General features: G+C 65.0%; 23 protein-coding genes and 1 tRNA gene. 16 read left to right on the top strand and 8 right to left on the bottom strand.

The window, feature by feature from the left end:
* Nucleotides 1-179: 179 nt before the first annotated feature.
* On the bottom strand, nucleotides 180-1,181 hold the full coding sequence (locus ABQE93_RS22580; RefSeq protein ID WP_448410674.1) for a nucleotidyl transferase AbiEii/AbiGii toxin family protein: 1,002 nt from the start codon (nucleotides 1,179-1,181) through the stop codon (nucleotides 180-182).
* A 10-nt stretch (nucleotides 1,182-1,191) separates the two neighbouring features.
* On the bottom strand, nucleotides 1,192-1,803 hold the full coding sequence (locus tag ABQE93_RS22585; RefSeq protein ID WP_448410675.1) for a DUF6088 family protein: 612 nt from the start codon (nucleotides 1,801-1,803) through the stop codon (nucleotides 1,192-1,194).
* A 213-nt stretch (nucleotides 1,804-2,016) separates the two neighbouring features.
* Here ABQE93_RS22585 and ABQE93_RS22590 point away from each other — a divergent pair, with 213 nt between their 5' ends.
* Nucleotides 2,017-2,604, top strand: coding sequence for a hypothetical protein (locus ABQE93_RS22590; RefSeq protein WP_448410676.1), 588 nt, complete (start codon nucleotides 2,017-2,019; stop codon nucleotides 2,602-2,604).
* Between the two features lie 739 nt (nucleotides 2,605-3,343).
* Here the strand turns inward: ABQE93_RS22590 and ABQE93_RS22595 are convergent.
* Nucleotides 3,344-7,312, bottom strand: coding sequence for an ATP-binding protein (locus ABQE93_RS22595; RefSeq protein WP_448410677.1), 3,969 nt, complete (start codon nucleotides 7,310-7,312; stop codon nucleotides 3,344-3,346).
* A gap of 151 nt (nucleotides 7,313-7,463) precedes the next feature.
* Between ABQE93_RS22595 and ABQE93_RS22600 the strand changes: the two genes are divergently transcribed.
* From ABQE93_RS22600 to ABQE93_RS22615, 4 genes are all read left to right on the top strand, one after another.
* Nucleotides 7,464-8,660 carry a hypothetical protein gene (locus ABQE93_RS22600; RefSeq protein ID WP_448410678.1) on the top strand — a complete coding sequence of 399 codons (1,197 nt, stop codon included), beginning with the start codon at nucleotides 7,464-7,466 and terminating at the stop codon, nucleotides 8,658-8,660.
* 613 nt (nucleotides 8,661-9,273) lie between these two features.
* A complete protein-coding gene (locus ABQE93_RS22605) occupies nucleotides 9,274-9,498 on the top strand; it encodes a hypothetical protein (RefSeq protein WP_448410679.1) in 225 nt (74 codons plus the stop codon).
* 6 nt (nucleotides 9,499-9,504) lie between these two features.
* Complete coding sequence (locus ABQE93_RS22610; RefSeq protein ID WP_448410680.1) at nucleotides 9,505-10,401, top strand: putative toxin-antitoxin system toxin component, PIN family; 897 nt, start codon at nucleotides 9,505-9,507, stop codon at nucleotides 10,399-10,401.
* Nucleotides 10,373-10,942: a hypothetical protein gene (locus tag ABQE93_RS22615; RefSeq protein WP_448410681.1), complete on the top strand. Its 570-nt coding sequence runs from the start codon at nucleotides 10,373-10,375 to the stop codon at nucleotides 10,940-10,942. The genes ABQE93_RS22610 and ABQE93_RS22615 overlap by 29 nt, the downstream gene beginning before the upstream one ends.
* Here ABQE93_RS22615 and ABQE93_RS22620 read toward each other — a convergent pair.
* A tRNA-Leu gene (locus ABQE93_RS22620) sits at nucleotides 10,924-11,009 on the bottom strand. The genes ABQE93_RS22615 and ABQE93_RS22620 overlap by 19 nt on opposite strands.
* Before the next feature lie 33 nt (nucleotides 11,010-11,042).
* Between ABQE93_RS22620 and ABQE93_RS22625 the strand changes: the two genes are divergently transcribed.
* Nucleotides 11,043-12,425 (top strand): M20/M25/M40 family metallo-hydrolase, encoded by a 1,383-nt coding sequence (locus ABQE93_RS22625; protein ID WP_448410682.1) that lies wholly within the window; start codon nucleotides 11,043-11,045, stop codon nucleotides 12,423-12,425.
* Nucleotides 12,426-12,450: 25 nt separating this feature from the next.
* Nucleotides 12,451-12,981 (top strand): YbhB/YbcL family Raf kinase inhibitor-like protein, encoded by a 531-nt coding sequence (locus tag ABQE93_RS22630; protein WP_448410683.1) that lies wholly within the window; start codon nucleotides 12,451-12,453, stop codon nucleotides 12,979-12,981.
* Nucleotides 12,982-13,060: 79 nt separating this feature from the next.
* On the opposite strand, the gene ABQE93_RS22635 is transcribed toward ABQE93_RS22630, so the two are convergent.
* From ABQE93_RS22635 to ABQE93_RS22645, 3 genes are read right to left on the bottom strand one after another with little or no spacing between them, the layout of a single operon-like run.
* Nucleotides 13,061-14,149 carry a quinone-dependent dihydroorotate dehydrogenase gene (locus tag ABQE93_RS22635; protein WP_448410684.1) on the bottom strand — a complete coding sequence of 363 codons (1,089 nt, stop codon included), beginning with the start codon at nucleotides 14,147-14,149 and terminating at the stop codon, nucleotides 13,061-13,063.
* A gap of 7 nt (nucleotides 14,150-14,156) precedes the next feature.
* Entirely contained in the window at nucleotides 14,157-14,405 is a 249-nt protein-coding gene (locus tag ABQE93_RS22640; RefSeq protein ID WP_448410838.1) for a DUF5703 family protein, read from the bottom strand.
* 5 nt (nucleotides 14,406-14,410) lie between these two features.
* Entirely contained in the window at nucleotides 14,411-15,388 is a 978-nt protein-coding gene (locus ABQE93_RS22645) for an NHL repeat-containing protein (protein ID WP_448410685.1), read from the bottom strand.
* Nucleotides 15,389-15,566: 178 nt separating this feature from the next.
* On the opposite strand from ABQE93_RS22645, the gene ABQE93_RS22650 reads away from it, so the two are divergent.
* From ABQE93_RS22650 to ABQE93_RS22690, 9 genes are read left to right on the top strand one after another with little or no spacing between them, the layout of a single operon-like run.
* Entirely contained in the window at nucleotides 15,567-15,878 is a 312-nt protein-coding gene (locus ABQE93_RS22650; RefSeq protein WP_448410686.1) for a hypothetical protein, read from the top strand.
* 43 nt (nucleotides 15,879-15,921) lie between these two features.
* Nucleotides 15,922-16,752: an undecaprenyl-diphosphate phosphatase gene (locus ABQE93_RS22655; RefSeq protein ID WP_448410839.1), complete on the top strand. Its 831-nt coding sequence runs from the start codon at nucleotides 15,922-15,924 to the stop codon at nucleotides 16,750-16,752.
* A complete protein-coding gene (locus tag ABQE93_RS22660) occupies nucleotides 16,749-17,453 on the top strand; it encodes a histidine phosphatase family protein (RefSeq protein ID WP_448410687.1) in 705 nt (234 codons plus the stop codon). The genes ABQE93_RS22655 and ABQE93_RS22660 overlap by 4 nt, the downstream gene beginning before the upstream one ends.
* Nucleotides 17,454-17,499: 46 nt before the next feature.
* Entirely contained in the window at nucleotides 17,500-18,087 is a 588-nt protein-coding gene (locus ABQE93_RS22665) for an Rv2134c family protein (RefSeq protein WP_448410688.1), read from the top strand.
* A complete protein-coding gene (locus ABQE93_RS22670; protein WP_448410689.1) occupies nucleotides 18,071-18,892 on the top strand; it encodes an Rv2133c family protein in 822 nt (273 codons plus the stop codon). The genes ABQE93_RS22665 and ABQE93_RS22670 overlap by 17 nt, the downstream gene beginning before the upstream one ends.
* Nucleotides 18,893-18,920: 28 nt before the next feature.
* Nucleotides 18,921-19,700, top strand: a complete 780-nt coding sequence (locus ABQE93_RS22675; RefSeq protein ID WP_448410690.1) for a 3'(2'),5'-bisphosphate nucleotidase CysQ — start codon at nucleotides 18,921-18,923, stop codon at nucleotides 19,698-19,700.
* A gap of 57 nt (nucleotides 19,701-19,757) precedes the next feature.
* On the top strand, nucleotides 19,758-20,996 hold the full coding sequence (gene mshC, locus ABQE93_RS22680) for a cysteine--1-D-myo-inosityl 2-amino-2-deoxy-alpha-D-glucopyranoside ligase (protein ID WP_448410691.1): 1,239 nt from the start codon (nucleotides 19,758-19,760) through the stop codon (nucleotides 20,994-20,996).
* Between the two features lie 23 nt (nucleotides 20,997-21,019).
* A complete protein-coding gene (locus ABQE93_RS22685) occupies nucleotides 21,020-21,898 on the top strand; it encodes an SDR family oxidoreductase (RefSeq protein ID WP_448410692.1) in 879 nt (292 codons plus the stop codon).
* Nucleotides 21,895-23,334, top strand: a complete 1,440-nt coding sequence (locus ABQE93_RS22690; protein ID WP_448410693.1) for a DUF1254 domain-containing protein — start codon at nucleotides 21,895-21,897, stop codon at nucleotides 23,332-23,334. The genes ABQE93_RS22685 and ABQE93_RS22690 overlap by 4 nt, the downstream gene beginning before the upstream one ends.
* 2 nt (nucleotides 23,335-23,336) lie before the next feature.
* Here the strand turns inward: ABQE93_RS22690 and ABQE93_RS22695 are convergent, their stop codons facing one another.
* Nucleotides 23,337-25,385 (bottom strand): glycoside hydrolase family protein, encoded by a 2,049-nt coding sequence (locus ABQE93_RS22695; protein ID WP_448410694.1) that lies wholly within the window; start codon nucleotides 25,383-25,385, stop codon nucleotides 23,337-23,339.
* Nucleotides 25,386-25,393 lie beyond the last annotated feature (8 nt).

Raw genomic sequence — 25,393 nt, forward strand, 5'->3', positions numbered from 1 at the left:
ATGACCCGACTCATCACATGTGTGGGCGAAGGGGCACTTGAACCCCCACGACACGGGTTGCGACCTTTCAACCGAGCGTCTGAACAGCGAGTCTCCGACATGATCTGTCGGAGTGCGCGCTGGAGGCCACCTGGTGGCGGGAGTTACCCGCAGATCTGCTCAAGGTAAGCGGTCGCGTTTTAGATGTATTCCGCCCATTGGTGGACTGATTGCCTGCACTCGTCAATCGGGACCACCGGGCCGTACATCAAATCCGTGACGCTCTCGTAGGCTTCGACCACTTTCGCTGCACCTGGTGCGGCGCTATCGAATGCCGGGCTCAACGCGTACCCCTCGGCTGGCCGTGGGGCGCTGGGCCAGTTGGCGGCGGCACTGCGCTGTTCAATGTCGTCGACGAGTTGATCGCGGCCCTCAGGGCCGAGTGCGGCAAGTTTTGCAAGGACGGCCTCGGATTTGAGGAGCCAATAGATGTCATGGAGATGACGGCCCCAACCAGCGGGCGCGGCGGCAGCGGCGCCTGAAGCTATCGTGTGGACAGCCGCGAGCTTCTCGAAAAGAGTTCGTTCTGCCCCAAGGACATTCACGTCGAATGTTGCGAACTCTACCCACTGATCGTCTGATTCCCCTAGTTCTGTAATGGCATAGTCTGCGACGATCGATCGAAGATGGTGCTGCTCTGCCGGCTCTGCGCCTCCACGCGACCCCATTTCTAGTGTCACGCCTTCCGATAGCGCGGTGTGCGCTGCCTCGCGTATCGGGTAGTGGTACTTGATATCTCGCTTCACACCCCGGGTTGAGCGTAGAAGTTGCTCGCGGACGACGTCGGTGCCGAGGTGGTTATGAACCTCAGCCTGGATCACCTTGAGGAGCTTGTCACGTTGGTTCTCGCTGGGTCCGCCGCCCACATCCGGGAAGATCGCGAGCAGATCGATGTCCTCGGAGAATCGATCGATGAGACCGTAGACCCGGCTTAGGCTGGTCCCGCCTTTGAAGACAGTTCGCACGGTTCCCGTTGTGCCGTCTCTTAGAGTGATGGGGCGATCGCGCGCCGCAATGCGAAGAACCTCCATCGCCCAGAAGTCTTTCTCAAGGAATGCGAACGGTCGATTCAACGCATCGGCCGCTCGCCCCAGCAGGGCATCGAGATCATTGAGGCTTTCGCGCAGGCGCGGTGATGTCACAGCTCGCGCGTTACGCCACCGAGCTAAGTGCAGTGACCAGTCGTGCGTGGTTAGCCTTCACCGGTCCTGTCTCTCCGGCAACCGCCTTGCCGAGGGCGCGCAGTCGCACTGCTTTAGCGGCGGCCAGTTCGCTGACCTTGCGGGCAAGCATCGTCATGCCGCCGTCGACGAAGTGTTCGGGTGAGCGGAGAACTTCCAAAACTGCGATCTCCTGTTCGTTGAGTGCAGCCCTAGCCGGATTACTGCGCACATGTAGCACGACGCCAGGAACGGGCGGGTCTGCTTTGCGCAACGCTGCCGCCTCGAACTTGGCGGGCACTTGGGTCGTGAGCCCGAGACCGCGCGCCGCGGAATAACCGGCGGGTCCGAAGCCAGAGTGGGGTCCACGGAAAATCTCCCGAGCGATCTCTTCGACGCGGGGCTTGACCGGTCCGTAGCGGGTAGCTCCGGGCGCCTTGAAATAGAGCCCACGTCGTACGCGGACCAAGTCGCCGCTCTCCACAGCGCGCGACGCTGCCTTGCGGGCGGCTTCATTGCTACCAGGTAGGTCTGAGACGTGCACAAATGACCGCGGCGCGGCGCGGCGAATTGCCATCGCTGGTGTGCTGGTCATGGCCGTCATTCTCCAGATTTTAGCGGGAACGTGACATTTCTTCAACAAATCCGCAGTTCAGGGCATTCCCTAGGATACGCTCAGCGCACGCCTAGACACCGTAGGTGGCCGGCTCGCAGAACCCTATGGGCCGTCGGCGTCGACGTGTCGGGTTCACCGGAGCGTCCGTGGTCGCGTACAAGTGGGGGTCTTTCGGTGGCCAGATGACGAGTCGGGGGTCCGGTGGCAAAGAAGCGCAAGTCGAACCAGAGCAGGCAGACCAAAAAGCACGAAGCGGAGTTGCGGCGGCGCGAAGCTGCCGCTGAACGGCGGCGCGAAGCTCATGTCCGACTGGTCTTCGAGCGTCAAGGGGATCCGCGATTCGTGCAGCAGGACCGTACGGAAACCGGACGGACTCTTTCCTGGAGCCGTGAGTCCGAAGCGGGCAAACAGATGCACGATGCGCTGCAGGGCCAGTTGGACGCGTTCACTGCGAAGTTTGGGCGCGAGCCGGGTCCCGAGGACCCCATCTTTTTTGATCCGAATTCTGACGAGCCGGTTCCAATGCGGCCGGAATCCGAAGCGCAGAACTGGGCGGCACTGTATCGAGTGGCAGAGGAGGCAGGCCTTGATCCGGCGTATATCCGCGCTTGGGAAGAACTCGGCTACGTCGTGACAGAGATGAACCAGCGTCTGTTCTCGGCGCAGGAGGTGGAGGAGTACTTCGAAGCTGTGCGCCGATTCGACACGCAGCTGGGCGAAGATGACGATTCGAGCGACGAGGAACTGACCGGTGATGTGTTCGACGATGTGGGCGAAGTCTCGAATTAGTGGTTGGGCAGACAATGCTCGCCGAGGGAGCCGATGCACCGGCTCTACATTTCCTTGACGTTCTGATGGAGTCGCTCGGCGGACGGCGGTGACAACCTCTCCGATTTCCTCGGCATCGTCATCGTCGGAAGGGGCCTCGCGCCATCTACCTCTCCGGCGAGAGGCCCAGAGCGACGAGTTCATGCGCAAAGAGACCCGATGGAGGATTCGGGGTCTGACGGAAGATCTCGCCGCGAGATACAACGAGTGATACGGCGCAAGGTGCTCTTAAATCTGTTGGCTAATCGGCAGGCCTGATCGCGTGTGACCTCGGTGGTCACCGTCGTGAGCACTTTGTCGCGGTGCTTGTCCGGCAGACGTTTGTTATGGGGGTTCGTGTCGGAGTGGAACCGGCATCAGCAAACATAAAAATCCGCTCAAGCCAATGTTGGAGCGGATTTGCCACACAGCAAGCGAACAAGATTGTGTCTGAGGGGGACTTGGCCATCTGCGACACGAGTTGAGACCTTTCAACTCAGTCGGTGACCAGCGCCTCGGGAGCTGGTGAGCGTTTCCCGGCGAGTCGCCATTTGAGAATGACCTGTCATCACCGCCTCGATCGGGCGTCGTCGGCGCCTAAAATGCAGCTGGGAAGGTTCGGAAAGATGCGACCCGCGACCACCGTTGTCAGGCTGATTGTTCGCGATGCCAGCACTGGTATCACAGCGAGCATGCCCCGTGGACTCAGGCACCTGTGCTGTTAGTCGTAGTCGTTGTTATAGCGGGACGCAATTTCTGCGATCTCTCGGCGGATCTCGTCGGCCGAGGACCTGTAGATGGTGCATAACTCGGTGTCCAAGAACTCCGCATCCGAAAGCTTCTTCGCGAGGTCGAAGAGATGTTCAAGCTCTTCGGACCGGCCGTTCACCCACGTGATCATCCGCACTTCGCACGAAGTGCGAAGTGCCGCGAGTACGTTTTCGACATAAGAGGCGTCGACCTCCCTGGCCCGAGTAATCAATTCTTCGGCCAGCAAGGGAGCGTGGAGAGGCCAGTACTCAAGTGGCCCGAATACCTCAAGGATGCCGCGGATCTCGTCGATGTTGCGATGTGCCATATTCACAGCGAGTGCGTCCGCAACTTCGCTGTATAGCGTTTCGCCCACCGCAGTCTTCAGAACATCGCCGATTCCATCTGTCTCGCAGGCTATTTGGTCGAAGACCCACCTCGCCACTGCTTCGGACTGCCCGTTGAACGCTTCTGCAAAGTCACCGCACCGGTCCACTAGGACTTCGCCATCCTCGCGGCAACACGTCAGCAGGAAGGTCAGTACTTCGCGTGGGAAGCGTCGTGCGATGCACGCGAGGGTTGCCTGCACGCCGTAGGCGCTCAGGTCTGAACGCCTTGCGAGAGCGAGGATCGCCGTCATGGCGGATTCGTCCAGTTCCTGTATCCAGTCCGCTCTACCGAATTTGCAGGCGGACTCGATCAAGCGCGTCGCCGTTACCTGATCAATACCTGTCGCGATGAGAGACTGCGTAGTGCTCACGGGGTCTTCTGCGAGCAAGCGATGCGCGCCGGCGTGAAATTTCGCGCGCACTGCCGGGACGGCGTCCAGCACACCTCTGGAATACGCGGCGAGATGGGGGCCGCCGAGGTCGGTCCAGGAGTTGGTGTTGATCGCATCACCGATTGCTGATCGAACCGCGTCGCGTTGATGTGGGCTATCGTCCAGCCAGTTACCAAACTCGTTCTTGTCGAATGCGTTCCAGCCAGCTAGAGCGTAGACGAGAAGATCGTCGAGAGGCCCTGGAGGCCGCGCAGCGATGTTTTTAACGACTGCGCAACACTGTTCGGCGTAGTTGGTTGCGAGATAACTTCCCAGGAAGAGGAACGGCACAGATTGACTGCTGTCCGCCAATGATACTTCAAATACCGTGTGCTCAAGGCGATCTAGCACGTCGGGGATGTCTCCGACTCGCCATAAATTGGCCCAGCAGCGTGCTAGCAGCGCGTCGCGCTCACGGTCGATGTAGTCGACAATGTCCCCGTTATCAGGCCTTGAGGTGCCCACGTCAAGACCGCTTTCAAGGTCTGCGATGCTCGGTGCGGTCTGTCCGTATCGATCCGGTAGGCCGAAGTGATGTGAGCCCATAAGCGCATTTGCGAGCTCGTCGCCGTGGTTGTCGAGAATTGTTGCGATTTCGATTGCTAAACAACGGATTTGAAGGCAACTTGCGTGCTGCGCTTGCCAAGATACGGATTCGCGGACCAGTCGGCGGATAACCGGTGATGTGGTTTCGGCCGTAATTGTTGCCAAGGTGTTGATTGTCGCTAGGTCGTCTGAGTCCCATGCTTGGAGGTCTTTGGCGGTCGGGTTGAACCCGTATAGGGCTTGAGGCGGTCTCAGCGCGGACTTCAGTATGCGCACGGCCTCGGCTGCTAGTCCGATTTGGTCGCTCGTCGCGCATTCGAGGAGGATCTCGCGTATTGCGTCTCGCGTCGGGCGCGCCCAATCGGCGTTGATCAGATAGGTATTGAAGCTGATAACGCGTGGTGCGGTCTGGCCGGCGGTCTCGCCTTGTTTGCTGAGGAGCGGCTTTAGTGCGAACAGCGGATATGCCTTCGGTGTCGGTGCGTAGGTCGGGAGCCAGGTTCTGACGCGGTCTATGATTCGTTGTGGCACAGTCTCGTCGGGGAGCCTGCCGAGTTCGGCCAAGACTTCTATGGCGTTCGTTGCCGCGTCGGGGCGCATGGCCGGAATAGGTGCGAGTTTGCGGTGAAGTGCCCATAGTCCGTCGAGTGCCTGCTCGAGTAGTTCGGGTGCTGTACGTGCGCACTGAGCGAGCAGGGGTGCCATGTCGGTCTCCACATCCGCGGCCGCCAGTTCGCGCAGGCGCAGTGTCCTTCTCTCCTCCCGTTCGAAATGGGTTGCGGTCAGCGGACCCCTTTTGGGGGACGGGACCTCACCCAAACTGACGAGGTCAGCGAGGCGGTTGCGAACCTCCGCGAGTAGGCGCATGAGCCCATGAGGCTGGGTGTAGCTCAGGGCGGCAAGGCGTTGTACCGCTTCATGTAGGCCAATCACGTCGGTGGAAGCGATCTCGTCTCGAAGTGTCTGCCAGATTCCGTCGACAACCCCTGGAAGATCTTGGCGGCGGAGTCGCCAGTCCAGATCAGTGAGGCGCCTGAGTAGTTGTGCGCCGAAGAACGGGTATAGGGAGCGCCACACTTCGGGGACGAAATCAGTTCTCTGACCGAGTGATTCAGTGACACTCTCGGTCTCTAGCATCATGTCTGCGAGTAGGTCAGGGACCAGCCTCAAAATCGATTCGGTCTTAACCATGACGTCAGCCCGGATCAGCGCACTCAAGAGTCGATTCGACTCCTCGTCGGACAACCCGCAGAACCCGTTGACGGCAGCTCGCGCTTCGGTGTTGTTCAGGTCTATGACGCCACCGGTAGCGGCACACGTAGCGAGGAAGCGTTCGACAAGCGCCGGGTCGAATTCGTTGACCGCGGCGGTGATGGACTGGCGATAACTGGACCGCACCGCCGAACGAAGGTCGGTACTGAGGTTGAGGCTGCCGGTTAGCGTGCCGTTTCGGATTGCGTTGATGGCCAGCACGCCGAGGTAGGGCGCTTCTTCTGCTAAACGTGCAATATTTACTTTCGTTCCGTAAGTGAGCTGGACGTCGAGTCCTTCGGCGAGGGAATTAATCAGCTCGTACGCGTGGCGATGATTGAGTGGTGACAATTCGATGGTCGCGACATCGCTGATCGGGAAGCCGGCCATCATGAACGTATCGAGGAGGGGCGTGACGCCGTTCTTTCGCGCTGCGACAACGAGTTTGGTGTGGTCATTCCTCAGCATGTATTCGAGCAACCGATGCACTGCGTCTGGTCGCTCATGTCCATCATCGACAAAAAGGACTGCAGACGAGTGGGGCAGCTCGTCGAGACTATCGGCACTTAGCGGGTGCGCCGGGATGAGGCTCAGGACGGGAACGGTTGGATTCTCGTTCTGCAGGTCACGAAGCACCTCGACGGCGAGCCGAGTCTTGCCCATTCCGCCGGGCGCCGATATCAGGATGATCCGAGTGTCTCCCCGTACAGCCGCATGAAGAGCTTGCAATTCGGCCGTCCGATTGACCATGGCGCCGGCGTCATTCAGTACAGGAAGACAGATACGTGTTTCACCGAGCGCGTCCACCGATTCGAAGGCGTCGGCTCCCGGCATGCGGAGGAGTCGTTTGCGCGTGGTGCGGTCCCATGTTGAGTCGAGGATCTCGCGTCGACGGTGAAGAGGCACATCTGCAAGTAGCTGATTGAGGTCGCGTCGGTCGATCAACGTCCAGTCGGCGTGTTTCTGGATCTCCTGCCTTACCGCTGGCGAGGCGAGCCCGGAGTAGACGAGGTGATGGGTGTCGGCATCGAAGCTGCATGCTTGAACTGCGCTTCGAACGTCCGCCGGTTGGAGCCTGTCGTAAGCCTTGCACTGCCAGGAGGAGGTGGTTCCGTCACGCCATTCGCCCTCGAAGTCGATTCCATCTTGCTTGTCGCCGCGGCGCCCCCATCGCGAGACGCGTGCGATGCGTCGCCCTGACCTGTTGGCGAACCGGTGTGCGCTCAGCACGGCCTCGGTGAAGTCCTCGAATTGCTCCCACCCCAGCTCGTTGGTCGGCGGCAAGGACAGGTCTCGCGCGCCGGAGTCTTCTGAAACTGGCATGCCAAACTCACCTCACTGTCCGCGATCAGTCTGCCCGATGCGACCGACAGAGCTCGTAGCTCGCCGGTTGGTGAGTCGAGGCCGTTGGTATGAGTTGATATGGACGGGCCCGAGGCGCGGGCTTGTCGGAGGTTGCTGGCACGCTACGTGCATGGTCAAGAGTCGCGAGCTGCTGTTCGATGATGCTCACCGTGACGACACGTCGGTGGCCGGCTTCCAGGAGTCAACCTTTGCCTTCCTGAATAGGATCGCGGGCGATTATTGGGACCATCCGCGTGCGTTGATGCAGCAGTGGATGGACCGCATCAACGATGAAATCAGCTACAACGACCTGTGCCAACGCTTCCGATCGGGAGACGACGAGCAATTCCGCAGCGCTTACTTGGAGCTGTACCTCCATGAGTCGCTCCTGCGGGCCGGCTACGAGATTCGGGTTCATCCGGAGGTGCCGGGTACGAACCGCCAGCCCGACTTTTTGGCCGTCTGCGGCGATGAGCGGCTCTACGTCGAGGCGGTTGCGCCTGGTTCGACCGCGGCGGCCAAGGCTGCGGCAAGACGTCGGGCGGTTCTGTTCGATACGGTGAATCGGCTCCAAGATCCGAATTTCATTCTTTGGCTTGACCATTTTGTGGACGGGCCGCGGCCGCCCAAGGCGGCACACCTGCGAGCAGAACTGGGACAGTGGTTGCGCCGGCTCGATCCTGACGCGCCATGGACGGCCGACGCTGCGCCGCGGTATGACTGGCGGGAGGATGGCTGGGAGGCCGGGCTCAAGGCAATGCCGAAGAAGCTCGAAGCCCGAGGGCTACGAGCTGGCAGCCAAGCGATCGGGATCTACGGGCATATGGGCGTGAACATGGTCGACGACGCGCCCGCTATCCGCAAGGCCCTCGCTGCCAAGCATCACGAGTACGGCGACCTCGACGCGCCATTCGTCATCGCGATCGGCACGTACATGATGGATAGCGACCGGTGGCACGCCAGTAATGCGATGTACGGGCAGCTTGCTTTCGAATTCGACCCGAATTCAGATGGGGAGCCGCCCACCCGCGCGATCCGGCAAGCCGACGGCTACTTCGGGACGCCACTCGATTGGCAGAACCGCAATGTGTCTGGGGTGCTGCTCGTTAACCAACTCATGCCATATTACGTCCAGCGCGCTGAGGTTACGCTGTGGCGGCACCCGAGCCCCATTCATGGGCTACCCGATGAGCTGGGATTCCCCGCACATGTCGTCGCCCTTGATAACGGCGAGCTTTCGGAGGCTCTTCCAGATCCGTCTGCTGGAGAGTTCTTCGGGCTCCCGGACCCCTGGCCCCCAGGCAAGGCGTGGCCGAAAGGCGAGTGACCTCACGCTGCTCATCGAGTTTGCTCGCCGTGTGTCCGGCAGCTAGCCTCGGCAATCGGCAGTGTTGGCGATGTCGGGGGATCGTTCCTAACCGTCTGTAGGTTGGATGGTTCTTCAGAGGGCGTTGATTCGGGATTGGCGCCATACATCTCAGGCGGGATGTCGATCTTCAGGATGGCCCGTCGTCGATTTGGTACGCCAACCAGCGGGTGGTCGTCCCGATAGCTGAGGTGCAGCGGGCGTCGACGGTGCCTAATCGGTCAGTGATCACGACGGGGTCCACAAGATGCTCTTGGATGAAGCGCCTGAACGAAGTTCTGGTCCTTGGGGCAGAATGCGCAGAGTTTGGCGACGCACAGGTCTTCTTTATCCAGGCAAACCGATGAATTGGGGATGACCGGAGGAGCGGCGGTGTTGGCGTTCTGGACTTCGACCAGGCGGTTTCCAACCCTCGGGTAAGGCAGCGGTGGAGAGGTCGACACCACCGATGCTGAATCCGTGTGTTTGTTCGAAAGGTGAGAATTCGCCGGCAACCCCGACGGTGAGGTCGGCAAGTTCAATGGTCGTGTTGTTGTCGTCGGTGATGGGCAGGATGGCGGGCTAAACTAGATATATGGACGCAGGCCGGCGGCAGAAGGATGCAGCACGCACGCGTCTCTTGGCGCGCCGCGGTGGCGGCCCCGCATCAGACGATCAACTCGTCGACGAAGCGCTAAACAGTCCCGCGGCAGATCTGTCCGCGGCGGTCGACGATTCGGCGGTGAACAGGTTCGTCGAGGACGAGATGGCGACCATGCGGGCCGAACGTCGTTCACACCACAACGTCAGCACCCGCTGACGTTAGATGCTCCGCGTCGTCCTGGACACCAACGTCCTGGTGTCTGCCGCCATCGGCTCACCGCAGGGTGCATCAGGAGTTCTCCTCGCAGCAGCCCAATCGGGCGAGATCACTGTTCTCGCCTGCACTGGGCTGATCGACGAGCTGTCCGACACTTTGGGGCGTCCCCACCTGCGGAAGAGAATCTCTCAGGATGAGGCCGACGCCTACGTCGACGGCGTGACCCTCTTGGCGGAGTGGGTGGACGATCGCCGATCTGAGCAGATTCCTCGGATCTGCGCAGATTCAGAAGATGACTTCCTGGTAGCGCTATATCAGGACGGTGACGCCGCGATGCTGATTAGCGGTGACCGGGCTGTGCAGCAGATCACGTATCCGAACGTGTACGTATACACGCCGGTCGAAGCGATCAAGGTGCTAGCTCGCCGCCGCGAACAAGGTGCAAACTATCTGCCCGGGCAAGCTGAGGATTTCCGGCGTCACGTCGAAGCTGAAGGGCATCGCCCCCTGGTCACGCTCTATGCGCATCTGCATCGTCTGCTGATGCTGGGCAGCCCTGAAGAGCTCGAAACCAAGCTGCCGGCGCTCGTGGTCCCGGACGTTTTGGCTGGCTGTCGCGCCGAAGTGGACGCAGTGCGTGAACTTCTCACCGATCGTGCCCTGTATTCGCGGCCTTCCTACGCTGCGCCCGATATCGCACACCTGCGACTGCCCCCCGACACGGGTGAGCTCATCCGTTACGCCGAGAGCGTGGTGCTCCCACAATCGACAATTTTCGTGACAGTGCAGCGCTGCCCTGATCTGGATGACCCGCCATGGTTGTCGGTTGACCACTGGCGGATCTACAACGTCGGCGTCGATCCTGTTCCGCCGCATGCAGTTCCGAAAAGACCGCTGGCCTGACCATCGTCACCTGTTCCGCAGTTCGGCGCGCGGCGGTGCCGACGCGATTGCGCAGCACACGGGTACCGAGGATGAAGTAGCCCTGCCGATCGGAGCCGGATGGATCGCCACCCTGGCCGATCCGGATGAGCTCGCACGCGGACAGGACGCGGACCCGACAGCTGGAACTGGCTATGCCGCCTTGCAGCGCGAGCTCAGCGAGGTGAATAGGAAGGTCGCTGCTTTGGTTAACGCAGTGGAGTCTGGCGTGGCCGTTGAGGATTTGACCGCTGCATTGCGTCGCCGCACCGCGGAGCGCGATGAGCTGAGGGCTCGCCTTGAACGAGCCGAAAGACCCCTCGCCATGTCTGCCGCGCAGATCAGCGAATTGGTCGAGGAGTTGGGCGGACTGGCAGCGGTGCTTGGTGAGGCAACCGGGGCGGAACGCGCGCAGGTATATTCAAGCCTGGGTTTGCGTCTTGACTACAACCCTTACCTGCGACGGGTCAAGGCGACGGCCGACCTGAGTCGTGTCGCCGGATGTGTCCGAGGGGGGACTTGAACCCCCACGCCCGTTAATAGGGCACTAGCACCTCAAGCTAGCGCGTCTGCCATTCCGCCACTCGGACCAGTTCTGGGCAGCTAAGGCTATCGGATCACCGATGCCGGACCCAAACCCAACCCATCACCACAATGGTACGAATGGTGACGTGTCCGCGCCCTCGCCAGCCGAAGCCGAAGTAGTTGACATCGTCAGCACCCTGATCCGGTTCGACACCTCCAACACGGGTGAGCCGGAAACCACCAAGGGTGAGGCCGAGTGCGCCCACTGGGTGGCCCAGCAGTTGCAGGACGTCGGCTACCAGACCGAATACATCGAGGCAGGCGCACCGGGGCGGGGCAACCTGTTCGCCCGGCTCGAGGGCGCCGACCGCACGCGCGGCGCCCTGATGCTGCACGGCCACCTCGACGTCGTGCCCGCCGAACCGGCCGACTGGAGCGTGCACCCGTTCTCCGGCGCGGTCGAGAACGGCTACGTGTGGGGCCGCGGCGCGATCGACATGAAGGACATGTGCGGGATGATGATCGCCGTCGCCCGCCACTTCAAACGCTCGGGCATCGTGCCCCCGCGCGACATCGTCTTCGCGTTCGTCTCCGACGAGGAGGCCGGCGGTAACTACGGCTGCAAGTGGTTGGTCGACAACCGGCCCGACCTCTTCGACGGCGTGACCGAGGCCATCGGCGAGGTCGGCGGCTTCTCGCTGACCATCCCGCGCCGCGACGGCGGTGAACGCCGGCTGTACCTGATCGAGACCGCCGAGAAGGCGATGATGTGGATGCGGCTGACCGGCCGCGGGCGCGCGGGCCACGGCTCGATGATCAACGATGACAACGCCGTCACCGCCGTCGCCGAGGCGGTCGCCAAACTGGGCCGCCACCAGTTCCCGATCGTGCTGACCGACTCCGTCGAGCAGTTCCTGTCGGCCGTCGCCGAGGAAACCGGCTACACGTTCGACACCACGTCACCCGACATCGAGGGTGCGATCGCCAAGCTCGGCCCGATCGCCAAGATCGTCGGCGCGACGCTGCGCGACACGGCCAACCCGACGATGCTCAAGGCCGGGTACAAGGCCAACGTCATCCCCGGCTCGGCCGAGGCGGTGGTGGATTGCCGGGTGCTTCCGGGTCGGATGGCCGCTTTCGAACGCGAGGTCGACGAGCTCATCGGCCCCGACGTCACCCGCGAGTGGATCACCAACCTGCCGTCATACGAGACCACCTTCGACGGCGCCCTCCTGGAGGCCATGAACGCCGCGGTGCTGTCCGCCGACCCCGAAGCCCGCACCGTGCCCTACATGCTCTCGGGCGGTACCGACGCAAAACACTTCGCGCGCTTGGGAATTCGTTGCTTCGGGTTCGCGCCGCTGAAGCTGCCGCCGGATCTGGATTTCGCATCGTTGTTCCACGGCGTCGACGAGCGGGTACCCGTTGACGCGCTGAAGTTCGGTACCCGCGTACTCGAGCACTTCCTGCTGAACTGCTGATTCCAACCAAAGAAAGGGTTCTCCCGTGGCGTTTGACTACAACCCCTACGAATTCCTGCCCGAGCTGCCGTCGTTCACGCTGACCTCCGAGTCGGTTACCGACGGCCAGCCGCTGGCCAACGATCAGGTGAGCGGAATCATGGGCGCCGGCGGCTCCGACGTCTCACCGCAGCTGAGCTGGTCGGGCTTCCCCGAAGAGACGCGCAGCTTCGCCGTCACCGTCTATGACCCCGACGCGCCCACGGCCTCGGGTTTCTGGCATTGGGCCGTGGCCAACCTGCCCGCCACCGTCACCGACCTGCCTGCCGGCGTCGGCGACGGCAGCGGACTGCCCGGTGACGCGCTGACCCTGGCCAACGACGCCGGCCTGAAGCGCTACCTCGGCGCCGCCCCGCCGCCCGGACACGGTGTGCACCGCTACTTCATCGCCGTGCACGCGGTCAAGGTGGAAAAGCTCGAGCTCGACGGCGACGCCACCCCGGCCTACCTGGGCTTCAACCTGTTCTCGAACGCGATCGCCCGCGCCGTCATCCACGGCACCTACGAACAGAAGTAGCCCTTCCCACCACCACACGCACCACCACCACCCGCGAGCAGACGTAGAAGGCCCCAAATTCAGCCGAAAAGGGGGCCTTCTACGTCTGCTCGCGGCCAAAAGGCTCGCGGTTAAGAGCCGAGCCGACGGCATCGGCCAGCGACGCGAAGCCGCCGTCGTGCAGGCGCGCGGCGATGCCGTCGTGGATGCGCTTGGGCCACAGCCCGCCGCCGTACACGAACCCGGTGTAGCCCTGCAGCAGCGAGGCGCCCGAAGTAATGCGCTCCCACGCGTCGTCGGCCGTCTCGATCCCGCCGACGCTGATGAGCACCAGCCGGTCACCGACGCGGCGGTAGAGCCTGCGCAGCACCTCGGTGGCCCGGCGAGCCACCGGCGGACCCGACACGCCGCCGGGCCCCAGCTCGTCGACGCCGGAGCTGCGCAACCCGTCGCGCGACACCGTGGTGTTGGTGGCCACAATGCCGGCCAACCCCAATTCGACTGCCAGGTCGGCGATTTCGTCGACGTCCGAATCGGACAAGTCCGGTGCGATCTTCACCAGCACCGGCGTCGACGTCTGCGCCTGCACCGCCGCGAGGATCGGCCGCAGCGAGGCCACCGCCTGCAGGTCGCGCAGCCCGGGCGTGTTCGGCGAGCTGACGTTGACCACCAGATACGACGCCAACGGCCCGAGCAGCCGGGCGCTTTCGGCGTAATCGTCGACCGCGTCCTCGGCCGGAGTCGCCTTGGTCTTGCCGATGTTCACCCCGATCGGCACGTCGGGAACGTGGCGGGCCAGTTTCATCGCCAGCTCGCCGGCGCCGTGATTGTTGAACCCCATCCGGTTGAGCAGCGCGCGGTCCTCGGGCAGCCGGAACATCCGCGGCGCCGGGTTGCCGGGCTGGGCCTGCGCGGTCACCGTGCCGACCTCGGCGTAGCCGAACCCCAGCGCACCCCAGGTGCGCAGCCCGCTTCCGTTCTTGTCGAACCCCGCGGCCAGGCCGAGCGGGCCGGCGAAACGCACCCCGAACACCGTGCTGGCCAGCACCGGATCGTGCGGCGCCAGCCACGCCGTCAGGGCCCGGCGCGTCGGACGCAGATGGGTGATCCCGCGCAGCAGGGCGAACACCCAGGTGTGAATGCGTTCGGGCGCGACCAGAAACAGCGCCCGCCGCAGCGCGCGGTACATCAGCGCCTCACAGCGCGGGCTGCTCCGCGATACCCAACCGGTCCGCCGGTGTCTTTTTTCGGCGCAGCAGCACCCGCCGCGAGCCGTCGTTGTAGAGCCGGACCCGCGTCAGCTCCCACCCGCGGTATTCGGCCTCGATCGACAGCCGGATCGAAGCGCTGACCCGGGTCACGTCCGGCGGCAGCCGAAGCGGAATCCACTCGTAATCGTCGGACAGATCCTGGTCCCAACCAGGCGGCATCCGACCGCGGTGCATGGCGCTCACCCGCGCACCGCCGCATTCGCGATCACCTGCACACCTGCTCCCGAGCCCGACACCACATACAGCGTGCCAGACCGTTCGTCGTAGGCCAGGGAGTTCGGTTGATGCACGGTTCGATATCGCACCTTCTCGACGGGGATGCCGGTGGCCAGATCGTAGCCAACGACGGTGTTGCTCGCGGTCTGCGACACCCACGCCAGCGTCGAGGAGCCGGCCAGCCCGTAGGGCGCGTCGTGCACTGGATAGCGCTGGCGAAGGATCAGCGGGTCGATGCCGAATACCAGTAACTCGCCGCCGCGGGTGTCGGTGACCAGGACGCGGCCGACGGGGTCGGCCACGATCGACGTCGCGCCCTCGCCGGCCCGAAGTGCCTGCCCGGCCTGGCTGCCGTCGTCGGACAAGGTCGTCACCAACGTCTGTCCGCGGTCCAGGACGATGGCCGTATTACCCTGTGTGACAAGCTCATCCACCCGCGCGAAGGTCTTGAACTCGGCGGCGACGCCCGCATCGGCGTCCAGCGTGTACACCGCGCCGTCGGCGCTGCCCAGCACGAACCTGCCGTCGCTGCGCCGGGCGATGGCGGTGAAGTCGGTGTCCTGCTGACCTTCCACGGTGACCGGCGTGGTCGCGCCCGTGGCGAGGTCGACGTCGAGGTAGCCACCCCGGGTCGCGAGATACATCCGGCCGTCGCCGTCGCCGGTCATGGCCGTGGCCGCACCGGGCAGCGCCACCTCGCGGATCGCGCCCGTCGACGCCATCACTGTCAGTGCCGACGCCCCCGAACTCAGCACCGCCAACGACTCCGTCGCCGGGTCGAACTCTGCGGCATACGCATCGCCGCGCAGCGGATACACCACGCCGGCGGGCTCTTCGGTGACCGGCGGGGAGTGCGCGGCCTGCGCCGGGGGGATGGTCGCAGGCGGCGCGTCGACCGGGTTGGACGAACATCCCGAGAACGAAAAAATAGCCAGTAGCAAAGCGCATATGCGAAAGACCTGCACTGACACGTTTACAGAAGACGGCAAGGGGTAGCTCTCGGTTCGTGCGACGTTGATCCCGATCGAAAGGTCAGTCTATGCAGACTGCTCCCGGCAACGCCCCGCCCGCTCGGCGGGGGTGCGCATACTTTGGATTCAACAGCGGTATGGTGCGGGCATGACCCTCGCGGCGGAACGGGACCTGGGCCACCAAGAGTTTGCTATCGAGGACATCTCGACTGGTGTACACGCCAGCGGGTTTGGCCAAGTCGGGGACGGACGAAGTTTTTCCTTCCGGATCGAACGTCAGATGCTCGTCGTGGAGGTGTACCGCCCCCGGCTGACCGCCCTGGTACCCCAGGAAGAGGACATCGTCGCCCTGGGCAGCCACAAGCTCACCGACATCGACCTCACCGACAAGCGCAGCCTGTCGGCGGCAGTGCGTGACGCGGTGGCCGCCGCGCAGCCGGTAGCGCGGAACGGACGCTGACCGGTCCCACGGTACGGTCGTCGTCGTGACTGACGTGGCGGCGATGTCGTGGCTGCAGGTCGTCGTTCTCGCGATATTGCAGGGCCTCACCGAATTTCTGCCGGTCTCGTCGTCAGGTCACCTGGCGATCGCCTCCCGGTTGTTCTTCGACGACGACGCGGGCGCATCCTTCACCGCGGTCAGCCAGCTGGGCACCGAGTTCGCCGTCCTCCTCTACTTCGCCAGGGACATCGTCCGCATCGTCAAGGCGTGGTTCGCCGGATTGTTCGCAGGCGCGAAACGCACCGCCGACTACTGGCTGGGCTGGTACGTCATCATCGGCACCATCCCGATCGGCGTGATCGGCCTCGTGTTCAAGGACGAAATCCGCACGGGCGCAAGGAATCTGTGGGCGATCGCGATCGCGTTGGTGGCGTTTTCGTTCGTGATCGCCGCCGCCGAGTACTTCGGCCGCCAGGCCCGCCGGATCGATCAGCTCACCTGGAAGGACGGCATCATCGTCGGGCTGGCGCAGTGCCTGGCGCTGCTGCCGGGCACCTCGCGCTCGGGCGCCACCATCTCGGCCGGGTTGTTCCTCGGGCTCAACCGTGAGGTCGCGGCCCGCTTCGGCTTTCTGCTCGCGATCCCGGCGGTGTTCGCCTCCGGGCTGTTCTCGTTGCCCGACGCGTTCCATCCCTCCGGTGAGGGGATGAGCGCCAGCGGACCCCAGCTGCTGGTCGCGACGCTGATCGCGTTCGTCGTCGGCTTCGCCGCGGTGGCGTGGTTCCTGCGGTTCCTGGTCCGCCACAGCATGTACTGGTTCGTCGGGTATCGGATCGCGCTGGGCACGCTGGTGCTGATCCTGTTGGGTACGGGGGTGATGTCGGCGACATGACGGTGATCCTGCTGCGCCACGGGCGCTCCACCTCCAACACCGCCCACACCCTGGCCGGCCGCTCCGACGGCGTCGACCTCGACGACCGGGGCCGCGAGCAGGCCCAGGCGCTGGTGAGCCGGATCGGCGAACTGCCGATCCGCGCGGTCGTGCGCTCACCGCTGCTGCGCTGCCAGCGCACGGTGGAACCGCTGGCCGCCGCGCTCGGTTTGGACGTCATCGTCGACGAGCGGATCAGCGAGGTCGACTACGGCGCCTGGACCGGCCGCAAGATCGGCGAACTGGTCAAGGAGCCGCTGTGGGCCGTCGTCCAGCAGCAGCCCAGCGCTGCGGTGTTTCCCGACGGCGAAGGCCTGGCCGCGGTGCAGGCGCGCGCGGTGGCCGCGGTGCGTGAGCACGACCGCCGGCTGGCCGAACGCCACGACGGCGACGCGCTGTGGGTGGCCTGCACGCACGGCGACGTGATCAAGGCCGTGATCGCCGATGCGCTCGGCACCCATCTGGACAGTTTTCAACGCATCACCGCCGACCCCGCATCGATGAGCGTGATCCGTTACACCCCGGTGCGGCCCTTTGTTATCCACGTCAACCACACTGGCGCTCAGTTGACCTCCGCACTGTTGGCCAAACCGCCGAAGGCCGAAGGATCCGACGACGAGGTGCCGCCGGACGACGCCGTCGTCGGGGGATCCACCGGTTAGTAGCGGTTACGGCTGGCGAATCGTTGCCGGTATTTTGGGAGAGACCATGGCCCGCGCAATTCACGTCTTCCGCACCCCCGACCGCTTCGTGGCCGGAACGGTTGGGCAGCCGGGCAACCGCACCTTCTATCTGCAGGCCGTCCACGACAAGCGGGTGGTGTCGGTGGTCCTGGAGAAGCAGCAGGTTGCCGTGCTCGCAGAACGCATCTCTGCGTTGTTGCTCGAAATCAACCGTCGTTTCGGCACACCGGTGCCGCCGGACACCGGTGAGGTGGAGGACCTGGACGCGCTGATCACGCCGGTGGACGCCGAGTTCCGGGTCGGCACCATGGGGCTGGGCTGGGATTCGGAGGCCCAGACCGTCGTCGTCGAACTACTTGCGGTCTCCGAAACCGAGTTCGACGCGTCGGTGGTGCTCGACGACGCCGAAGACGGGCCCGACGCCGTGCGGGTGTTTTTGAGCCCCGAGTCGGCACGCGAGTTCGCGACGCGCTCCAACCGGGTCATCTCGGCAGGCCGGCCGCCGTGCCCGCTGTGTGACGAACCGCTGGATCCGGAGGGTCATTTCTGCGTACGCACCAACGGTTACCGGCGCGGCGCCTTCGCAGAGTCCGACGATGACCCCGACATCTAGCGGGTCATCGGAGGTGCTGCGCCGCGGTGAGTTGTCCGTCATCGGACGTATCCGCTCGGCCAGCAACGCCACGTTCTTGTGCGAGGCGCATCTCGGTGAACGGCAGGCGCATTGCGTGTACAAGCCGATCAAGGGTGAGGCGCCGCTGTGGGACTTCCCGGACGGCACGCTGGCGGGCCGGGAACTCGGCGCGTACCTGGTATCGGTGGCGCTCGGCTGGAACATTGTGCCCTACACCATTATTCGCGACGGGCCCGCCGGGCGCGGGATGTTGCAGCTATGGGTGGACCAGCCCGGTGACGACCCCGACGACGACGAACCGGTGTCCGGTCCCGACCTCATCGATCTGCTGCCGGTGGGACACATTCCGCCCGGCTACCTGCCGGTGCTGCGGGCCTACGACTACGCCGGCGACGAGGTGACCCTGGTGCACGCCGACGATGTGCGGTTGCGGCGCATGGCCGTCTTCGACGTGCTGATCAACAACGCCGACCGCAAAGGCGGGCACATCCTGTGCGGTGTCGACGGGCACGTGTACGGCGTGGACCACGGCGTGAGCCTGCACGTCGAGGACAAGCTGCGCACCGTACTGTGGGGATGGGCTGGTAAACCCGTGGATGATCAGATGCTCGAATCGGTCAACCGGCTACGCGAAGAGCTGCGAAACGGGTTGCGCGAGCAGTTGTCTGAACACATCACCCGCCGCGAGATCGCCGCGCTGGAAGCCAGAGCCGTTGAGCTGCTGGCCAATCCGGTGATGCCGACACCCGACCGGCACCGCCCGATCCCATGGCCCGCGTTCTGACGGCCCCGGCTCGTGGTCTACTGAGCCGGTGAGCCTGACGGATGCGGCGCTGGCGGCCGAGGTGGCCGCCGAAGCCGGCGAGATGCTGCTGGGCATCCGTGCGGAGATCGGCTTCTGGGACCCCTACGACCTCGGCGACCTCGGTGACAAGCGCGCCAATGTGCTGATCCTGGACCGTCTGCGCCGGGCCCGGCCCGACGACGCGGTGCTGTCCGAGGAAGCCGTCGACGACCTGTCGCGGGTGCACGCCGACCGGGTCTGGATCGTCGACCCCGTCGACGGCACCCACGAGTTCTCGATCCCCGGCCGCACCGACTGGGCGGTGCACATCGCGCTGTGGCGCCGCGACGGCGGACCCAACGGGGCCATCACCGACGCCGCCGTCGCGCTGCCCGGACGCGGTGAGGTGTACCGCACCGACACGGTCACCCCGCCCCCGCCGCGCGCCGACGGCCCCATCGTCATCACCGCCAGCTCCAACCGCCCACCGGCGGTGCTGTGGTGGCTGCGCGAGCGGATGGACATCCGACTGGTCGCCATCGGGTCCGCGGGCGCCAAGGCGATGGCGGTGGTGCGCGGTGACGTCGACGCCTACCTGCACGCGGGCGGTCAGTGGGAGTGGGACTCGGCGGCGCCGGCCGGGGTGGTGCAGGCGGCCGGCCTGCACGCGTCCCGGCTCGACGGCTCCGAGCTGATCTACAACCGGCGCGACCCGTACCTGCCCGACCTGCTGATGTGTCGAACAGAACTGCGCGACGTGCTGCTCGAGGGCATCTTGTCGGCCTACCGCAGCCGGTTTCGAAACTGACCGGGAATGAAACGGCCCCCTGCGTTGTCGGTCACGTCGATGCCTAGAGTCGAGACCATGAAATCGTGGCCGGCGCCCGTCGTTCCGGCGATCGCGGGTCGCAGTCCGCAACTGCGCCTCTACGACAGCGCCGACCGGCAGGTACGCCCGGTGGGTGCCGGCGAAACCGCCACCATGTACGTCTGCGGTATCACCCCGTACGACGCGACGCATCTGGGCCACGCGGCCACCTACCTCGCCTTCGACCTGGTGTACCGGATCTGGCTCGACGGGGGACACCGGGTGCACTACGTGCAGAACATCACCGACGTCGACGATCCGCTTCTCGAACGCGCGCAGCGCGACGGCATCGACTGGCGTGAGCTCGCCGCACGCGAGACCCAGCTGTTCTGCAAGGACATGGCGGCGCTGCGGGTGCTGCCGCCGCACGACTACGTGGCGGCCACCGACGCCATCGCCGAGGTGATCGAGATCGTCGAGAAGATGCTGGCCTCCGGCGCGGCGTACGTCGTCGACGATCCCGAGTATCGCGACATCTACTACCGTGCCGACGCCACCCGGCAGTTCGGCTACGAGTCCGGTTACGACCGCGACACCATGCTGGAGCTGTTCGCCGAGCGCGGCGGCGACCCCGAGCGGTCCGGTAAGAGCGACGAGCTCGACGCGCTGCTGTGGCGGGCGGCCCGACCGGGTGAGCCCAGCTGGCCATCGCCGTTCGGACCGGGACGGCCCGGTTGGCATGTGGAGTGTTCGGCGATCGCGCTGAGCCGCATCGGCACCGGCCTGGACATCCAGGGCGGGGGCAGCGACTTGATCTTCCCGCACCACGAGTTCTCGGCGGCCCACGCCGAATCCGTCACGGGGGAGCGGCGTTTCGCGCGCCACTACGTGCATGCGGGCATGATCGGCTGGGACGGCGAGAAGATGAGCAAGAGCCTCGGCAACCTGGTGCTGGTCTCGGCGCTGCGCGCCGACGGCGTCGACCCCTCCGCGATCCGGTTGGGCCTGTTTGCCGGGCACTACCGCGCCGATCGGTACTGGAGCGACGCGGTGCTCACCGAGGCCAAGGAGCGGCTGCACCGCTGGCGCACGGCGGCAGCGCTGCCCGCCGGTCCCGACGCCACCGACGTGGTGGCGCGGGTGCGTCGCTACCTGGCAGACGATCTGGACACCCCGAAGGCGCTCGCCGCGCTGGACGGCTGGGCCACCGACGCGCTCGAGTACGGCGGCCACGACACCGAAGCCCCGCGCACCGTGGCCGGCGCGGTGGACGCGCTGCTGGGTGTCGCGCTGTAACCAGCCCCGGGTAATTTGTGCGCATGAGCTCTGTGAACGGAAAAGTAGCGTTGATCACCGGGGCCGCCAACGGCATCGGGGCCGAAGTGGCGCAGCGCCTGCACGCCAAGGGCGCCAGCCTGGTGCTGACCGACCTCGACGATGCGCAACTGCAGCAGGTGGCCGCACGCCTCGGCGGTGAGCGGGTGCTGACGGCCGTCGCCGACGTCCGCGACCTGACTGCGATGCAGGCCGCGGTGGACAAGGGTGTCGCACGGTTCGGCGGCATCGACATCGTGGTCGCCAATGCGGGCATTGCGACCACCGGATCGGTGCTGGCCGTCGACCCGGACGCGTTTCAGACGCTGATCGACGTCAACGTGGTGGGGGTGTTCCACACCGTGCGCGCCGCGCTGCCGTCGGTCCTCGAAAGACGCGGCTATGTGCTGATCGTGTCGTCGGCGGCCGCCTACGCCGCGGCGGCCGGCATGGCCCCGTACGACGCCTCGAAGGCCGGCGTCGAGCACTTCGCCAACGCGCTGCGCCAGGAGGTCGCCCACCGCGGTGTCGACGTCGGCTCAGCGCACATGCTGTGGATCGACACCCCGCTGGTGCGTGAGGGCAAGGCGGAGTCGGCGGCCTTCCGGGAGACGCTGCGCAGGCTGCCGGGACCGTTGAGCAAAACCACGTCGGTCCAGGAGTGCGGCGAGATCTTCGTCAAGGGCATCGAGGAACGCAGGCGCCAGATCAACTGCCCGCGTTGGGTCGGGCTGCTGCGGTGGCTCAAGCCGCTGCTGTCGACGCCGCCGGTCGAGCGGCTCATGACGAAGTCGGTTCCCGAACTGCTGCCGCAGATGGACGCCGAGGTGGCCGCGCTGGGCCGCTCGATGAGCGCGCGCACCCAGGCGCTGGAAAACCGGTGATCCGCCGGGTCGCGGTACTGGTCTTCGCCGCGGCGGTGGTGGCGGCGTGCAGTACGACGGGATCTGAGAAGGAGACGACGACGTCGCAGGCGCCGTCGGGCAGCGCCGCGCCGGTGAGCCCGCAGGACGCGCGGGCGATCGCCAAAGAGGCCTACATCTACGGCTTTCCGCTGGTCGACAGCTACCGCATCCGGTACTCGTACTTCGTCGACAGACAAGATCCGGAGTACATGGGTGGGTTCAACGAAGTTCACAGCACCGCAAGGCTTTTGACGCCCGCGGACAAAACGGTGCAGACGCCGAACGCCGACACGCCGTATTCGACGGTCGGCCTGGACCTGCGCACCGAACCGTTGGTGTTGACGGTCCCTGCGGTCGAACAGGACCGCTACTACTCGCTGCAGTTCATCGACGGCTACACCTACAACGTCGCCTATGTCGGCAGCCGCACCACAGGCAACGGCGGCGGGAAATACCTGGTGGCCGGGCCCGGCTGGGACGGTGAGAAACCCGAGGGCGTCGACGAGATCATCCGGTTCGACACCGAGACCGGGCTGGTGATCTACCGCACCCAACTGTTCGGCCCGTCGGATCTGGGCAACGTGGAGAAGATCCAGGCCGGATATGCCGCGACGCCGCTGTCGGCGTACCTGAACCAACCGGCCCCGGCGCCGGCCCCGCCGATCGACTTCGTGCCTCCGCTCACCCCGGATCAGGAGCGGACCTCACCACAGTTCTTCGAGATCCTCGGCTTCACGCTGCGCTCCATGCCGGCGCTGCCCCAGGAAACCGAACTGCGTAAGCGGTTCGCGTCCATCGGGATCGGCCCAGACGGCGACTTCCGCGCCGACAAGCTCGCACCGGAGATGCGGTCGGCCGTGGAGGCTGGCATGGCCGATGCCTGGGCAGAACTGGACAAGCTGACCAAGGACAAGATCCAAACCGGCGAGGTTCCGACGTCGCAGTTGTTCGGCAGCGCCAAGGACCTCAACGGCAACTACCTCTACCGGATGGCGGGCGCGGTATACGGCATCTTCGGCAACACCGCCGCCGAGGCGCTCTATCCGGTGCTGTCGGTCGACTCCACCGGGGCGGCGTTGACCGGCGCCGACAACTACGTCGTGAAGTTCCCGGGCGGCCAGCTGCCGCCGGTCAATGCGTTCTGGTCGTTGACGATGTACGAGATGCCGCAGAGCCTGCTGGTGGAGAACCCGATCCAGCGCCATCTGATCAACTCACCGATGCTGCCCAGCGTGGTGCCCGGTCCCGACGGCGGATACACCATCTACGTGCAGAACGAGTCACCCGGACCAGACAAGGAATCGAACTGGCTTCCGGCCCCCAAGGGCCCGTTCCAGTTGATCCTGCGGCTGTACTGGCCCAAGCCCGACGCGCTGAACGGCACGTGGAAGCCGCCCCAGGTGGTGCGGGCCTAGTTTCACGTCGGGACGTTCTCGCGCAGGAACTTCGCCTGCTCGTCGGGGATGGCCGGCGTCGCGGGCCACACGTCGGGACCTCGTTGCACCCAGTCCTCCGGCTTGCCCGAGATGAACACGTCCGAAAATGACCGCGACACCACCTGATGCGGGCTGATCCAGCGGATACCGCCGAACGCGTTGACCTCGATCTCGCCCTGGAACTCGAAGTGCCCGTTGCCGAGCGGGTCATAGGCGCCCTGGTAGCGGAAGGTGATCGGCCATTCGCGCGGATCACGGCTCACCGGAATACGGCTCATCGCGTTGACGGTGATGCGCAGGTCTGACTTCGACCAGTCGCTCGATTCGGTCAGCACGCGTTCGAACACCACCGACGTGATCTCGCCGTACGCATTGCCGCTCCACACCACGTCGATGGCGGCGTTCGCAGTGCCCACCCGGATTTGCGGCACGACGAGGAACCGCCGGCGGTAGTTCTGAGTTGCCGCCGCGACACCGGGCATGCCCAACCTGCCCTGCGGGGTGAGCAACCGATGCGCATCGTCGTAGGTCAGGCTGAACGAACCCGACGCGTCCTGGACTCCGGCCTGCACGATCGCTCCGGCTGCCAGCCCCCACTCGACCACCTCAGCCAGGCCGATAGCCGCGGCCGCGGGGTTCTGCTGGTAGGAGTACTCGCGTACCTCGCGCGACGCGGGTACGGCGACAGGGGTCGGCCCGCCGCCGAAGAGCTCAGCCTCGGCCTGCCTGCGCTCGACCAGGCGCTCGTCGTCGACGATCCGGCCGTCTTGACGCAGCTTGGTCCACTTGCGCATCTCGACCGGCACCTCCTGCAGATTGCCCGCGTCGAGGAGTTTCAGAAGCGTCGAGCGCAACAGCGCCGCGGCGCCGATGCCCACACCGAAACTGGCGAGCGCGTCGATCTGCGGCTGGGTCAGGGCGGTGGCGACGCGGTCGGTGAGAAACGTCTCCACCGCGGCGATTCGGTGGTCCAGTTCCGGGCCCGGGAGCTCCCATCGGCCGATGAACGTGCGACCGCTCGGCGACACCGAACGCGGCACCGACATCTGCCTGGTCCACGCGCGCGAGCCGGCGGGCATCACGGTGGTGACCAGGCTCTGGCCCTTCGACGTCCCGGCCGGCGGGGGTGGCAGCACGTCCGACGAAATCGTGATGTCGCCCGCACCGACGACCTCGGGGCGGCTGGCGACCACGAACGACAGGCCGCTGACGTCAATCTTCGATGCGAGTACCGCCCCGGCGAGCGGTGCGATCGCCGTGATGATGGCGCGCAGCGCGGCGTTGATCTCGTCGATGGTGCGGCGGTACGCGGAAGTGACGGCGGTCTCGAACGTCTGGCCGTTCTTCCATGCGGAGAAGAAGAAGTAGGTGGTCGGTTCGGGCAGGTAGTTGTTCTCGTGGCTGCCCGCGCTGGCTCGTGCACCGATATCCAGCCAGGCCTGGTTCAGGCTGGCGCCCACGCAGTTCATCATGTAGACCGTGCGAATGTTCAGCGGTCCACCGTAATCCTTTGTCAGGGAACGTATTCGAGCGCTGTCGATGCCGCCGTCGGCCGCGATGTGGTCGTCCCGGCCGTGGGTGAGAATCATCAGGTCGATGACCCGCCCGGCCCGGGAGGCGGTGAACAGGGCATTCTTCAGCTCGGCAAAGGTGGCCGACGAGTTCCGCAGAACCACGACATCGCCGTACGTCGCCGGCTTCGTCGCCGCGTACCGGTTCAGCGTGAGTTCGGCGGATTCGATGAGGTTGTCGGTGGTCGTCTGCAACCATCCGCGCAGCGAGGTCACCATCTGTTCCCGCATGCCCTCGCTGATGATCGAGGACGCGTCGGGTATCTCGCTGATCAAGCGGTCGACCAGGTCCGGCAGTCCGAGGTCGACGCCCCCGTTTTCAATGAGCACGATCAGCGTGCGATCGGCGGCGGACGCGGCCCGGGCGAAGGACCGACCGGTGCTGCGTTGACCGAGTGTGTTGGGCCCGCCGTAATAACGCCGGGTGTCGACGAACCGGTTGACGGTCACGGTGCTCATCACAACCT

This window comes from Mycolicibacterium sp. XJ662 (genome assembly GCF_053484035.1).